The organism is Microvirga arsenatis (genome assembly GCF_009910705.1).
Classification (GTDB): domain Bacteria; phylum Pseudomonadota; class Alphaproteobacteria; order Rhizobiales; family Beijerinckiaceae; genus Microvirga; species Microvirga arsenatis.
Genome location: NZ_JAAAXJ010000001.1, coordinates 500,156 through 512,710 on the forward strand (window position 1 = coordinate 500,156; position 12,555 = coordinate 512,710).

The window sequence follows — 12,555 nt, forward strand, 5'->3', positions numbered from 1 at the left end:
CAAGCGGGAACATTGCCCTGTCCTCAAGACGGACCTATCTTGGCTGGCGTCGGATCGGGAGAAGATATGCGTTTGTTCGTCGTGGCCTCCGGCCTGTCCATGTCCCTGCTGGCGCCGGCATTCGCCGAGACGCTGAAGTCCCCGGTTCAACTGGCTCCGCACAGGGCCGTCTATGACCTCTCGCTCCTGCGCGCGGGCGGCTCGAACGGGGTCGAGAACGCCAGGGGACGCATCGCCATGGAATTCGGCGGCGATGCCTGCGAGGGCTACACGCTCAAGTACCGTCAGGTCACGATCCTCAACAGCACCGAGTCGGGCTCCAACACCGTCGACGTGCAGACGGCGACCTACGAGGCCGGCGACGGCCGCGCCATGCACTTCAAATCGACGTCGCTCCGGCAAGGCCGCATCAAGGACGAGGAGGTCGACGGCGATGCGCGGCTGACCCCCCATGGCAGCCTGAACGTGGAGCTGAAGCAGCCCAGGCGAAAAGCCTTCGAGGCGCCCGGCGAGACGGTCTTCCCCACCGAGCACCTCAAGCGTCTGATCGAGGCGGGTCGCCGGGGCGAGAGGATCCTGTCCGTGCGCGTCTACGACGGGTCCAACAAGGGCGAGAAGGTCTACGACACCCTGGGCCTCATCGGCCGCCGGATCGAGCCCGGCGCTTCCCTGGCTTCCGTCGAGGAGGCGGCCCGCAAGGACAACCTCGCCACCCTGGCCCGTTGGCCGGTGACGATCAGCTACTTCGAGGACGGCAAGGCCGACCGGATGCCGGTCTACACCATCTCCTTCGAACTCTTCGAGAACGGCATCAGCCGCGACCTCAAGCTCGATTACGGCGACTTCGCCCTCAAGGGTGAGCTGAAGAGCCTCGACATCCAGAAGCCGAGCGACTGCCAGCGCTAGGGCTTGCGCAGCATGATGCCCTTCTGCAGGGCACCGGCGCCGAACTTGTCGCGAATCTTGTCGATGGCAGCCTCCATGTGGGCCTGCTTCACCACCGACTGGTCCGCGAGATCTCCCTTGTCCGCATCGGCCCCGTCGCAGAGATCGGCCGCTCCGATCCCGATGAGGCGGTAGGCGGTGCCGTCGCAGGAGGACTTCAGGAGCTGCCGGGCCGGGTCGAAGAGGCGCGCCGCGAGCTGCGTCGGGGCCAGGCCCGAGCGGGTGCGCGTCAGAAGGCGGAAGTCCTTGTCCTTCAGCTTCAGGGTCACGCTGCGCCCCGCAAGCCCTGCGGCCTTGAGGCGCCGCGAGACCTTCTCCGAGAGCCGCCACAGGATCGGCTCCAGATCCTCGAACGAGCGCAGATCCGTCTCGAAGGTGGTTTCCGCCGAGATGCTCTTCGTCTCCCGCTCCGGGATCACGGCCCTGCGGTCCTCGCCCCAGGCGAGCCGGGACAGGCGCTGCGCATCGCGGCCCAGAGCCTCGAACAGGGTCTTCAGGTCCACGTCGCGCAGATGCGCGATCCGGGTCACGCCCACTTTGGCGAGCCGGGCCTGGGCCGAAGACCCGATGCCGGGGATGATCCCGACAGGCTTGTCGGCCAGGAAATCCGCGGCCTCCTCCCGCCCGATGATGGAAAAGCCCCGCGGCTTGTGCAGGTCCGAGGCGATCTTGGCGAGGAACTTGTTGTAGGAGAGCCCGACGGAGATCGTGATCCCGATCTCGTCCTCCACCTTGCGGGCGAAGCGCGCGAGGGTCAGGGCCGGGCTGCCGTGGTGGAGCCGTTCCGTGCCCGTCAGGTCGAGAAAGGCCTCGTCGATGGAGACGGGCTCCACCAGGGGCGTCAGCTCCAGCATCAGGCGGCGCACCTCGCGTCCGGCCTTGCTGTACTTCTCCCCGTTCGGCTTGATCACCGTGGCGTGCGGGCAGAGCTTCAGGGCCTGGAACATGGGCATGGCGGAGCGCACCCCATAGGTGCGGGCCACGTAGCAGGCGGTCGAGACCACGCCCCGCTTGCCGCCGCCGATGATGACCGGCTTGTCCGCGAGGCTCGGGTCGTCCCGCTTTTCCACCGCCGCGAAGAAGGCGTCGCAATCCACGTGCGCGATGGACAGGGCGTCGCGCTCCCTGTGCCGCAGGAGGCGAGGGGACCCGCAGGCCGTGCAGCGCTCGGCCAGGGGGCTGGCGGAGAGCGTCAGGCAGTCACGGCAGAAGGGCGTGTCGCTCATGGCAGGGTGAGGCTATTCGAACTCGGAGGGCGAGAGGGTCCAGTGAGCCTGCATGATGTGCTCCGGCTTCATGTCCAGCTCCTTGGCGAGGGCGAGGAGCAGCGGCTCGTCGGAGACCACGTAATCCAGGATGCCCGCGAAGAAGCCCGGGGAGGAGGCGGCGGACCGAATGGTCTCCGGACCCAGGCCCGAGACGGCCAGGAATCGGCCGAGGCGCTCCTCGTCGCTCGTGATGAAGGAGAACGCCCCGACTGCGACATTTTCGGCCTGTTCGCGCGTAACTCTTTTTAAGGGAGTGTTCATGCTGTCAATTTGCATTTCATCAATAGGTTTGGACCTAACTACATCATCAGACGAAATATAGGGCCGGTGAAGTGCGTTTCGGGCCCCGGGATCGCTCCAATGAAGAAGACAGTGCTCATTGTTGAGGACAACGAACTCAACATGAAGCTCTTCAACGACCTCCTCGAGGCCCACGGCTACGCAACCCTCAAGACCAGCCACGGCATCGAGGCCATGGAACTGGCCCGGGCGCACAAGCCTGACCTGATCCTCATGGACATCCAGCTGCCGGAGGTTTCGGGGCTCGAGGTGACCCGTTGGCTCAAGGCGGACGAAGAGCTCAAGTCGATCCCGGTCATCGCGATCACCGCCTTTGCCATGAAGGGCGACGAGGAGCGGATCCGGGAAGGCGGCTGCGAGGCCTACATGTCGAAGCCGATTTCGGTCTCCAAGTTCATCGCCACCGTCAAGACCTACCTGGAGGCGGACGGCAGGCCAGCCTGACCCGACCGAATCGATGGCAGGGGTGAATCCGTCGCTTCAGCAAGCGGATTCATCCCCTTGGGAAGACTTGGTTTTAAATTTTTTGGGAAAATGCCGCTTTTTTGCCACATGAGCGCTTGCATCGCCTCATGTTTCCTATACGTTCAGCCAAACTTTCCGCCACGAGCGGAAGAAATGCCCTACGGGTGCTCAGGTCCGCCGCATCTCCTGGGTCTTCGTGGGCTCGGCCAGTCCGGAGGCAGATCGTTGCCTCCTCAACGCTGCCTCCGGCTGGCCATCAACTTCTTTCCAACAAGGCGCCGCAAGGCGCCTTTTGTTTTGGCCGGAGAGGTGCCGCCAGAGCACGGTGCTGGGCGCCAGGGCGAATCAGCTTCTATTCCTATCTACGCCAAGCTTGACCATAAGAAAATACTGACGCTGGGTAAACGCGCCCGGGGGAGGGATGCCACGTGCGGTTCCGATCCCGCCCTGCTAGCCTGTGACGAGGCTTCTCATTCGGGATGAGAGACATGGACCATCGCACACCTTCGCTGCCGCCGCGTACGGCGCTGACCCGCTTCTCCGTCGCTCCCCTGTCGGCCATGACCCGCAGGCTGGCCGACGTGGCCTCAGGCCGCGCCCCGGCCGATCTCGTCATCACCGGCGCCCGGGTGCTCTCCACCTACAGCGAGCGCATCGCGCCCGTGCGGGAGGTCTGGATCTCGGGCGGACGCATCGCCGCCGTGAAGCCGGCAGGCTCCTACAAGCAGGTCAACGGAGCGCCGGGCCGGGTCTATGACGCCAAGGGCGGCATCATCGCGCCGGGCCTCGTCGATCCGCACATCCATATCGAGAGCAGCATGGTCACGGCCTGCGCCTATGCGGAGGCGGCGCTGCTCAACGGCACGACCACGATCCTCTGCGACAGCCACGAGATCGGCAACGTGATGGATGCAGCCGGCATCGAGATGATGCTGGAGGATGCCCGGCACGCGCCTCTCTCGATCTTCCTCACCGTGCCGAGCACCGTGCCGGCGACCACGCCCGATCTTGAGACGGCCGGCGGCGACCTCACGCCCGAAAAGATCGCCGCGCTCTTCGACCGCTGGCCGGAGGCGGCGGCCTTGGGCGAGAAGATGGATTTCGTGCCCGTGACCATGGGCGACGAGCGCAGCCACGCGATCCTCGCGGCGGCCCTGGAGCGGGGCAAGCCGGTCTCGGGCCATATCTACGGCCGCGAGTTCGTGGCGGCCTATGCGGCGAGCGGCGTCACGGACACCCACGAGGCCATCGACCGGGACATCGCCGACGATCTGCTCGATGCCGGCGTGTGGATCTTCCTGCGCGGCGGACCGCCCACGACCCCGTGGCACTCCCTGCCCGAGGCGATCAAGACCATCACGGAGCTCGGCTCCTCGCACAAGCGCATCTGCGTCTGCACCGACGACCGCGATGCGGACGACCTCATGATGTTCGGCATGGACTGGGTCGCCCGCGAGGCGCGCCGCGCGGGATTAAGCCGCGAGCAGGCCTGGAGCATGGGCTCGCTGCATCCTGCCACGCGCTTCGGCATGGACGGCGAGATCGGCGGCCTCGGCGGCGGGCGCCGCGCCGATCTCGTGCTGCTGAACGACAACCTCGAGGTGCAGAACACCTGGTATGGCGGCGAACTCGTGGTCGAGGCGAAAAAGATCACGTCCGTGCTCGATCAGGCGCTATCCAACCGCTACCGCTATCCGGAGGAAGCCTATCGCACGGTGCATGTTCCGAGCGTGCCGAAGCTGATCCCGGACCTGCCCACGGAAGCCTGCACGGCCAACGTCATCCGCGTGGCGCTGCCGGGTATCGTGCTCTTCCACGACAAGGTGCAGTTGCAGAAGGAGGAGAGCTGGGATGCTCTGCTCTCGAAGAACGACCTCACCTTCGTGACCGTCATCGAACGCCATGGCCGCACAGGCGGCAAGGGCGTGGCCCATGGGCTGCTCAAGGATTTCGGGCTGAAGAGCGGTGCGGTGGCAAGCAGCGTCGGCCACGACTCGCACAACCTCATTATCGCCGGCACCAACGAGGCCGACATGCGCGTGGCGCTCGAGGCGCTCATCGGGGCCCAAGGCGGCGTGTGCCTCGTCGATCAGGGCAAGGTCGTCGCCATGGTGCCGCTGCCCATCGCCGGTCTTCTGTCCGACAAGCGCGTGACGGAGGTGGCGGAGGAGACCCGCGCCCTGAAGGCGGCCTGGGAGAAGGCCGGCTGCAAGATCCCCTATATGGGCTTCAACCTCATCCCGCTTTCCGTCATCCCCGAGATCCGCATCACCGACAAGGGTCTGGTGCTCGTGCCCGAGATGGAGCTGGTGCCGCTCTACGAAGGCTGATCGTTCACCGGGGAGCGGCGGCTTCGAAGATGCCCACCGCTTCGCGCATCGCAGCCACGAAGGCGGGGTGAGCATAGAGGTCGTTGTGCCCCGCTTCCGCGACGGTGCGGTCGAGAACGAGGTTGGGGATCGCGCTCCGCAAGGGCTCGCTGCGCCGTGCGGGGACGATGGTGTCGCGCCCCGCAACGATGAGCGCGGTCGGCGTCTGCTTTCCCTTCACCAGATCGACGGTCGGCATGTGATGGCGCAGGAGCAGCCCCGTGGGGGCCCAGGCGAAATGCTCGCGGGCCAGGGCCTTCAGCGAGTCGAACGGGGTGACGAGGATCAGCCCTGCGAGCGAGCGGTGATGCGCCAGATAGGCGGCAACGCCGCTGCCGATGCTGAAGCCGACGGCAATGACGCTCCGGGCGCGTTCGTGCTGCAGATGGTCGAAGATCGCGACGGAGTCGGCGAGCAGGGCCCTCGCGCTCGGCTCGCCGCCGCTCGGAGGATAGCCGCGGTAATGGAAAGCGATCACCTCATGGCCCGGAAACAGGCCGTGCAGGGTGAGCGCCACGGCATCCGCGTTCCAGGCATTGCCGCCGAAGCCGAGCAGGAGAGGCTTGTCGCTCGATGAGGGTCCCAGACGCACGCCGACGAGGCGATGGCCGTCGGTGGTCGTCAGCTCGAGCCTCTGCGCCGAATCGGGGAGCGGGGGGCGGTTCGCGGCTGCGATCCCGGCGGGGAACAGCATCCTGGTCTGGAAAAGGGCCATCGTGAGAACAACGCCGGCATAGAGAAGAGCGGCGCCGATCGCGAGATAAAGAAACCACATCGCTGCCAACCGGGGATTTCGTGTCATGGGTACGGGTCAAGGCTCCGCCGGGCTGGCCCTGGCTCGCACGGCGAACTCCTCCGTTCGCGCCAGAAGGTCGGTCAGGTTCTTCCGGAACTGCTCGAAGGCGAAGCTCAGGGCAAAGACCTGACCGAAGGAGTGAGCAGGAAGGTCGCGCACCAGGGCGTCCGATCGCAGCGCCTCCGCCTCGCGGGTGAAGACATCGAGCGCAGCCCGGAAAGCGGTGTCATCCGGCGGTTGCTTGCGATGCCGGAGGGCCTCGGCGAGGTCCAGGAGCAGGTCGCGGGCTGCCTCGTGCAGGACGGCGAGGGAGGGCTTGAGCCTGTCCAGGACGGGAGCGGGCAGGGGATTCGAGGCGGCGCGGCCGATCATCACGAGGTCGTGGCGCACCCGGTACAGCGTGCGGATCAAGGGCTCAGGGTCGGGAGCTTCGGTCAGATGGCTCCTGCGCTCCCGCGCCGCCTCCTCGGCCGCAGCCTCCGCCTTCTTGAGCGCGGAGCGGATCTGGGGGTGGAGCGTCTGCAGGGCCGTACGCCCCTTTGGGCCCGCCGTCAGTTCCTCGATGAAGGCGGAGAGCAGGCCTGCATTGAGCGACACCGCTTTTGCTGCCGCCTCCGTCATCAGCGTATGGGCGCGGGCCGGCAGAACGAGGAGCGATACGATGACGCCCGCCACGTTGCCCAGCGTGATCTCCATCACCCGGTCGAGCGCCGACGCGAGGGGGCCGATCGCCTGACCGGTCGGCGGCAGGAGCATGATGAGGGACGTGATGGGCGCAACCCGGAAAGCGGGCCTGACCGCCGCGAGCAGCGCTAGGGGAAACACCGCCGCGACGATGGCAAGGCCGAGGCTCAGGTCCGAGCCGTGCGGCACGAAAGCGGCCACCAACCCTCCGTAGACAGCTCCCGCCAGGGTGCCGCTGAAGCGCTCGACGGCCGCCTTCAGGGAACCGCCGACGCTTGCCTGCACCACGACCACCGCGGTGATCACCGCCCAATAGCCCTGCGGCAGGTCGAAGATCCGGGTGACGGCATAGGCGAGGGCTGCCGCGATGGTCACCCGCAGCGCCAGCTTCCCCTCGGCGGAGCGCGCTCCCATGCGCTCGCCCGCCCATTCGATCCATCCAAGCCGCGCCATGCGATTCTCCGGGCGCAGAGCATAGAGGGTGGACCGGGAGCGATGCTATGGAAATGGCACTCGGAACCGCCTGTCCTCTACCGGGGCAGGGCGATCATGGCCGATCCGCAATCCTCGCAGGCGCCGAGGCTCGGGGATGCAATCATGTCCACCGTGCGGCACTCGGGGCACCCTTTCAGGGCCATCCGCAGCGATCCCTGCATGCGATGGGCACTCTCGCGGAACGCTTCACTGGCCTGGACGACATTGTCGAACATGGGCGCCTCCCTTGAGGAGGCGTGATGCTGCTCCTCGCAGGAAGCGTCGTCAACGGACCATTCCGGATCATCAGGCCGGTTCCCGGCGCCCGTTGACCAGTGTGGGTTCGAGGCGTGTGATAAGGCACGCGACGACGGAGAACAGACCGAAGAGAAGGTGCGGAAGATAGACCCGGTCGGCGAAGCCGAAGAGCCAGGGAGAGGCAGCGAGCACGATCCCGCCGATCCCGTCCAGGATCAGGTGCATCGGCATGGGCAGGATCTTCAGGAGCCCGAGTTCGTAGGCCGTGAGTGCCGAGTAGAGAATTGCTCCCACACCGAAGACGACCGCCACCCATGTCGCCGCCGGCACATCGTCGAAGCCGAGGAGCCATGGCGTCGACAGCAGCGCCAGGCCCCAAAGGTAGTCGATCGCGCCGTGCAGACGGGTGGGGAGGAAGCGCATCGCCCGATCCTCAGCCGCGCCCCGCGCCTTGGTTGCTAACCAGGTTTTGGCCGAGCCAGCCGATGATGTCTGCGCTTTCGAGCATCGGCTTGCCGTCGATGACGAGGCAGGGCACCTGGGTCTTCCCGGTCAGCTGCGCCAGCCTGTCCTTTGCGCCCTCGGTCTCGTTGATTTCCATGAAGGTGATCCGGTCCTTCAGCTCATGGGCGTCGATGAAGTCGCGCACCTTCGCGGAGTAGGGGCATGCCCATTTGTGGATGAGTTCGAGCTGCAAGGTTTTGTCCTTCCGGGTCTAGCGTCTGAGGGAGCGCCGGCGACGGCGCAGCAGGATGGCGATGCCGTCGATGGCGGCGGAGAGCACGATGATAGTGCCGATGGTCATGAGCCAGATCGCACCGCCTTCCATGGACCACTCCGTGCCAGCCTGCTCGCCAACGTCGGCGCGGTGCCGCTGTTCCCGTGCTCGCCGGCTTGTGGAGGCCGCCGTCCGCCCTAGCTTGCCGTTCTTCCCGAGGAGGCGGCGGCGAATGGGCAGGATTCAGTGGCGGCAGGATCGGGTGGCCGGCGTTCCGCTCAACCGTCATGTCGGCTCGGTCGGGCCGGTCGAGGTCGGCAGCGTCGCCTATGACGGCAGCAACCGGTTCTGGATCTGGTCGACGCCGCTGCAGGAGGACGCCTGGGGCTACGGGCCGACCGAGGAAGCCGCCAAGGCTGCGCTGGAGTTCTGGCTCGCTTCCTGGCTCGAGAACTTCCGGCCCTTTTTCGAGGCTGGCGGCAAGCCGCCAGCCTGATCGGATGTGCGGCGTCCGTTCAGACCCGCGTGCTGCGGCCGCGGCCCAGGAAGTAGAAAAGCAGCGCCCCGATCACGACGACGGCGACGATGATCCAGACCCAGTCCATGCCTTCTCCGGCGGCTCCACCGGGATTGGCGCCGGTCGTGGTGCCGGACGGGGATGCGGTTCCGCCGCCCGTGGTGCCGCCCGGGGAAGTCTGGGCCATCGCGACGGTGCTCCAGACGGTCAGCATCGTGGTCAGCAGGAATGCTTTGAGTTGCTCGAGCATGGAATGTCTCCTCGGCCCGCCATCGGGCGCAGGATCAACGCCCCTCCGGTTACAGTGTTCCGCCCGACAATCCTCATCGGAACAAGGGCTGCTTCGCCCATGTTGATGCGGCACAGCTGGTTATGCAGGAGGATCCGCAGGTGCCCACGCAAGAGCGACGTCCGGTGGTCGTCCTGGTCGACGAGGAGCCTTCCATCCGTCAGGCGGTTGCCCGCCTCCTGCAGGAGGCCTCCTTCGATGTTCACGAAGCAGCCGATCCCGACGAGGCCGCGCGGATCCTCGAGAAGGAGCCGGCTGCCGACGCCCTCGTCGTCGATGCCCATGTGCCGGGCCGGATCGACGGGTTCGAGCTGGCGGCAAAGGCCCGCGGGCGCTTGCCCGGTCTCGCCGTGGTGATGATGTCCGGCCATTCGGACGACACCTCGGGTCCGGTGCCGGAAGGCGGCGAGTTCATCGCCAAGGCCTATCTGACGGACCGGCTCGTCCCAACCCTGAACCGCATGATCGGGAGGCTCTCATGAGCCACGTCGTTCTGCTCGGGGACAGCATCTTCGACAACGGCGCCTATGTGCGGCGCGGCGAACCGGACGTGGTGAAGCAGGTTCAGGCCAAGCTGCCCCACGGCTGGAGGGCGACGCTGTGCGCGGTCGACGGCGCCGTCACGACGGGGGTCGAGCGGCAGATGGACCGGGTGCCGCCGGACGCCAGCCATCTCGTCGTCAGCGCCGGCGGCAACGATGCCCTTCGCCACAGCGGCATCCTTCGCGAGCAGGCCCGCTCGGTCGCCGACGTCGTCGGAAGGCTCGCGCTCGTGCAGGACGAGTTCGCCCGCAGCTACCGGGCCATGCTCGACCGGGTTCTGGAGCGCCGCCTGCCGACCGCCATCTGCACGATCTACGATGCCCGCTTTCCCGACCCGCAGGAGCAGCGCCTCGTGGTGACGGCCCTGTCGATCTTCAACGACGTCATCACCCGCGAGGCCTTCGCCCGGCGCCTTCCCCTGATCGACCTGCGCCTCATCTGCAACGAGCCGGACGATTATGCCAATCCCATCGAACCCTCGGCCAAGGGCGGCGACAAGATCGCTGGCGTCATCGCCCAGGCGGCAGCGGGGAACACGATTTTCCCGCGATCGCAGGTCTATGCGCAGTGAGAGCGGCCAATTCTGAACAAATTGTCAGAAACCATTGTTCTTCCGAAGAAAATCGACGATTTCGCGTGCCAAGCTGCGAACCAAAGCTTAGGCTGCGAATTGTTTTGCAAAGAAGGCTGTCTGCCTTTTCTTGAGAGGTTGACCATGAAGAAGTTAGCGTTACTCGCAAGCGTCGCCGCTCTCACGGTCGCGAGCGTCGAATCGGCGGATGCCCGCCACCGCCGCGGCCATGGCTCGGATCGAGGCGCCGCCGTGGCCGCCGGTCTCATCGGCGGCGCTCTCCTCGGCGGCCTGATCACCGCCGCGGCGACCCCGTCCTATGCCTATCCCGGCTACGGGTACTACCCCGCCAGCTACCCGGCCTATGGATACCGGTACGGACACAGCTACCCTGTGTCCTACGGCTATGACTACGACTACCCGACTTATTCCTACCCGGCCTATGGCTACTATTCGGCGCCCGTAACCCGCGTCGTCTACCGGCCGGCTCCGGTCTACCGGACCCAGGTCGTGTACCGGGAACCGCGTGTGGTGAATCGGGTCGTCTACCGTGAGCCCCGCTACCGGACCCAGGTGGTCTACCGTGACCGCGACCGTTACCGCGGGCGTGTGGTTCGCGTGATCCGCCGCGACGTCGGCGCGACCGGCGCGATCAGATACAGGGACGATTGGGAAGGTCGCCAGATGCGCGGGATCGTCGGATCGAGCCGCTAAGGCGAAGATCTCTTCGCTCCAAACAAAAAACCGCCCCGACAAGGGGCGGTTTTCGTATGAATAGCTCTTGCGGAAGCCTTACTTGATCTTGGCTTCCTTGAACTCGACGTGCTTCTTCGCGACCGGGTCGTACTTCTTGAAGCTGAGCTTCTCGGTCATCGTGCGCGAGTTCTTCTTCGTCACGTAGAAATAGCCCGTGTCGGCGGTGGAGACGAGCTTCACTTTGATCGTTGCGGCTTTGGCCATGGTCGGACCTCTTGTTCAGTTCAGGCGCTCGGTTCGCCTCAGGGCTTTGCCGAAACGCAAAGGCCGGGCGAACCCGGCCGGAAAATCGTGCCGTTCCCATGCCCGATTATCGGGAACCAGTCAAGGGTGAAGAGGGGAGAAGAGCACCCCATCCTGTTCCCAATCCCGGATCTTCGCCGCGCTTCGTCAGGGACGGCAATCCGGGCTACAGCAGTTCCCTCACGAACCGGCCGCGCTGCTGGTGGAAGAACGGGACGGGGAGCTGGTGGCCGAACCCCGCGGCGATCCGGGCCTCCAGCTCACCCAGGATCACGGTGGTGATCGGAGGCAGGTCGAGCGTCTTGGCCTGGGCGATGGTGACCCAGGCGAGCTCCACCAGCTCGGCCTCCGGCCCGACGACCCCCTCCACCTCCTCCGCAATGGCGGTGCGGTCCACGGCGAAGAAGCGGGTGTCGAAGCGCCTCACGCGCTTCGGCGGGGTGATGGCCCGGCCGATGAAGTGCAGGGATTCCAGGTCCGGATAGACCCCGCGCTCCTGGAAGCTCTCCCAGGCGGTTCCGGCAGGCACGCGCTCCGGGGGGCCGTAATCCTTCGTGCCGAGCAGCAGGCCCGTTTCCTCGAAGGTCTCCCGGATGGCCGCGAGCGCCAGGGCGCGGCAGCGTTGGGCCGAGGGGCGGGTCACCCGGGCCATCAGGGCCTGCTCGGCGCGCGGATGAAGGGCGCCGGTCACAGTCATGGCCCGGTCGCCGGCCTCGATTCGACCGCCGGGGAAGACGAACTTGCCCGGCATGAACTTGAGACCCTCATGGCGCTTGCCCATGAGCACCTTCGGGGTCTTGGGCTTGCGGTCGATGATGATGAGGGTTGCGGCGTCGACGGGGCGGAGGGTCGGGGCCTTGGGGTTGGTCTCGGCGGAAACGAGGCGATCCATCTTCGCCAGGGTTTCGATGTCCGTCACGTTACGTGTCCTCGTCGGCGTTCTCTCCGGCCCGGGCGGCGCCGAAGCCGTGCATTCCTAGCGCGTATTGCAGCCCCACGACAGCACCTTTCATGGGCTGGAGCAGGGCGAGGCACAGGATCAGGGTCAGGGCCGGCCAAGTGGCCAGATGCACCCACATCGGCACCTCGAGCTTGGTCTCGGTCATGAGGATCCCGTAGCCGACGAGGTGGCCTACGATGAAGATCACCAGATAGGGCGGCAGGTCGTCGGCCCGGTGGTGATGGAGCTCGGTCCCGCAGGCCTCGCACCGGTCCGCAACCTTGAGGAAGCGGCCGAAGAGCCGCCCCCTGTCGCAGGCCGGGCAACGGCCCATGAAGCCGCGGCGCATGGCCGGGATGACCTTGATCTCGCCCGGTTCCGCCGCAGCGCCGGTCTTGATCGTCAAAGGCATGTTCGAT

General features: G+C 66.3%; 18 protein-coding genes. 7 read left to right on the forward strand and 11 right to left on the reverse strand.

Going from position 1 to position 12,555, the window contains the following annotated elements; genetic code table 11:
• Positions 1-66 precede the first annotated feature (66 nt).
• Positions 67-906, forward strand: coding sequence for a cell envelope integrity EipB family protein (locus GR303_RS02290; protein WP_161721778.1), 840 nt, complete (start codon positions 67-69; stop codon positions 904-906).
• Here GR303_RS02290 and GR303_RS02295 read toward each other — a convergent pair.
• Together GR303_RS02295 and GR303_RS02300 are read right to left on the reverse strand one after the other, a co-directional pair.
• A complete protein-coding gene (locus GR303_RS02295; RefSeq protein ID WP_161721779.1) occupies positions 903-2,171 on the reverse strand; it encodes a DNA polymerase IV in 1,269 nt (422 codons plus the stop codon). The two genes, GR303_RS02290 and GR303_RS02295, sit on opposite strands and share 4 nt — an antisense overlap.
• Positions 2,172-2,183: 12 nt before the next feature.
• A complete protein-coding gene (locus GR303_RS02300) occupies positions 2,184-2,474 on the reverse strand; it encodes a DUF3572 domain-containing protein (RefSeq protein WP_161721780.1) in 291 nt (96 codons plus the stop codon).
• A 99-nt stretch (positions 2,475-2,573) separates the two neighbouring features.
• Here GR303_RS02300 and GR303_RS02305 point away from each other — a divergent pair, with 99 nt between their 5' ends.
• Both GR303_RS02305 and GR303_RS02310 read left to right on the forward strand, forming a co-directional pair.
• Positions 2,574-2,957 carry a response regulator gene (locus GR303_RS02305; protein ID WP_161721781.1) on the forward strand — a complete coding sequence of 128 codons (384 nt, stop codon included), beginning with the start codon at positions 2,574-2,576 and terminating at the stop codon, positions 2,955-2,957.
• A gap of 509 nt (positions 2,958-3,466) precedes the next feature.
• Positions 3,467-5,308 carry an adenine deaminase gene (locus GR303_RS02310; protein WP_161721782.1) on the forward strand — a complete coding sequence of 614 codons (1,842 nt, stop codon included), beginning with the start codon at positions 3,467-3,469 and terminating at the stop codon, positions 5,306-5,308.
• A gap of 4 nt (positions 5,309-5,312) precedes the next feature.
• On the opposite strand, the gene GR303_RS02315 is transcribed toward GR303_RS02310, so the two are convergent.
• From GR303_RS02315 to GR303_RS02335, 5 genes are all read right to left on the reverse strand, one after another.
• Entirely contained in the window at positions 5,313-6,122 is an 810-nt protein-coding gene (locus tag GR303_RS02315; protein WP_161721783.1) for an alpha/beta hydrolase, read from the reverse strand.
• Between the two features lie 36 nt (positions 6,123-6,158).
• Positions 6,159-7,280 (reverse strand): FUSC family protein, encoded by a 1,122-nt coding sequence (locus GR303_RS02320; RefSeq protein ID WP_161721784.1) that lies wholly within the window; start codon positions 7,278-7,280, stop codon positions 6,159-6,161.
• Between the two features lie 77 nt (positions 7,281-7,357).
• Positions 7,358-7,537 (reverse strand): hypothetical protein, encoded by a 180-nt coding sequence (locus GR303_RS02325; protein ID WP_161721785.1) that lies wholly within the window; start codon positions 7,535-7,537, stop codon positions 7,358-7,360.
• A gap of 70 nt (positions 7,538-7,607) precedes the next feature.
• On the reverse strand, positions 7,608-7,982 hold the full coding sequence (locus tag GR303_RS02330; RefSeq protein WP_161721786.1) for an SPW repeat domain-containing protein: 375 nt from the start codon (positions 7,980-7,982) through the stop codon (positions 7,608-7,610).
• 10 nt (positions 7,983-7,992) lie between these two features.
• Positions 7,993-8,256 carry a glutaredoxin family protein gene (locus GR303_RS02335; protein ID WP_161721787.1) on the reverse strand — a complete coding sequence of 88 codons (264 nt, stop codon included), beginning with the start codon at positions 8,254-8,256 and terminating at the stop codon, positions 7,993-7,995.
• 253 nt (positions 8,257-8,509) lie between these two features.
• On the opposite strand from GR303_RS02335, the gene GR303_RS02340 reads away from it, so the two are divergent.
• Positions 8,510-8,773, forward strand: a complete 264-nt coding sequence (locus tag GR303_RS02340) for a hypothetical protein (RefSeq protein WP_161721788.1) — start codon at positions 8,510-8,512, stop codon at positions 8,771-8,773.
• Between the two features lie 19 nt (positions 8,774-8,792).
• Here GR303_RS02340 and GR303_RS02345 read toward each other — a convergent pair whose 3' ends face one another.
• A complete protein-coding gene (locus GR303_RS02345) occupies positions 8,793-9,044 on the reverse strand; it encodes a hypothetical protein (RefSeq protein ID WP_161721789.1) in 252 nt (83 codons plus the stop codon).
• A gap of 140 nt (positions 9,045-9,184) precedes the next feature.
• Here GR303_RS02345 and GR303_RS02350 point away from each other — a divergent pair, with 140 nt between their 5' ends.
• The 3 genes from GR303_RS02350 (at position 9,185) to GR303_RS02360 (ending at position 10,911) form a co-directional block, all read left to right on the forward strand.
• Positions 9,185-9,565: a response regulator gene (locus tag GR303_RS02350; RefSeq protein WP_161721790.1), complete on the forward strand. Its 381-nt coding sequence runs from the start codon at positions 9,185-9,187 to the stop codon at positions 9,563-9,565.
• Positions 9,562-10,197 (forward strand): SGNH/GDSL hydrolase family protein, encoded by a 636-nt coding sequence (locus GR303_RS02355; protein WP_161721791.1) that lies wholly within the window; start codon positions 9,562-9,564, stop codon positions 10,195-10,197. The genes GR303_RS02350 and GR303_RS02355 overlap by 4 nt, the downstream gene beginning before the upstream one ends.
• A 144-nt stretch (positions 10,198-10,341) precedes the next feature.
• Complete coding sequence (locus GR303_RS02360; protein ID WP_161721792.1) at positions 10,342-10,911, forward strand: hypothetical protein; 570 nt, start codon at positions 10,342-10,344, stop codon at positions 10,909-10,911.
• 78 nt (positions 10,912-10,989) lie between these two features.
• On the opposite strand, the gene rpmG is transcribed toward GR303_RS02360, so the two are convergent.
• The 3 genes from rpmG to GR303_RS02375 form a co-directional block, all read right to left on the reverse strand.
• Positions 10,990-11,157 carry a 50S ribosomal protein L33 gene (rpmG, locus tag GR303_RS02365; protein ID WP_027317288.1) on the reverse strand — a complete coding sequence of 56 codons (168 nt, stop codon included), beginning with the start codon at positions 11,155-11,157 and terminating at the stop codon, positions 10,990-10,992.
• A gap of 205 nt (positions 11,158-11,362) precedes the next feature.
• Complete coding sequence (locus tag GR303_RS02370) at positions 11,363-12,088, reverse strand: NUDIX hydrolase (RefSeq protein ID WP_201751873.1); 726 nt, start codon at positions 12,086-12,088, stop codon at positions 11,363-11,365.
• 28 nt (positions 12,089-12,116) lie between these two features.
• Positions 12,117-12,548, reverse strand: a complete 432-nt coding sequence (locus GR303_RS02375; RefSeq protein WP_161721794.1) for a DUF983 domain-containing protein — start codon at positions 12,546-12,548, stop codon at positions 12,117-12,119.
• Positions 12,549-12,555: the final 7 nt, after the last annotated feature.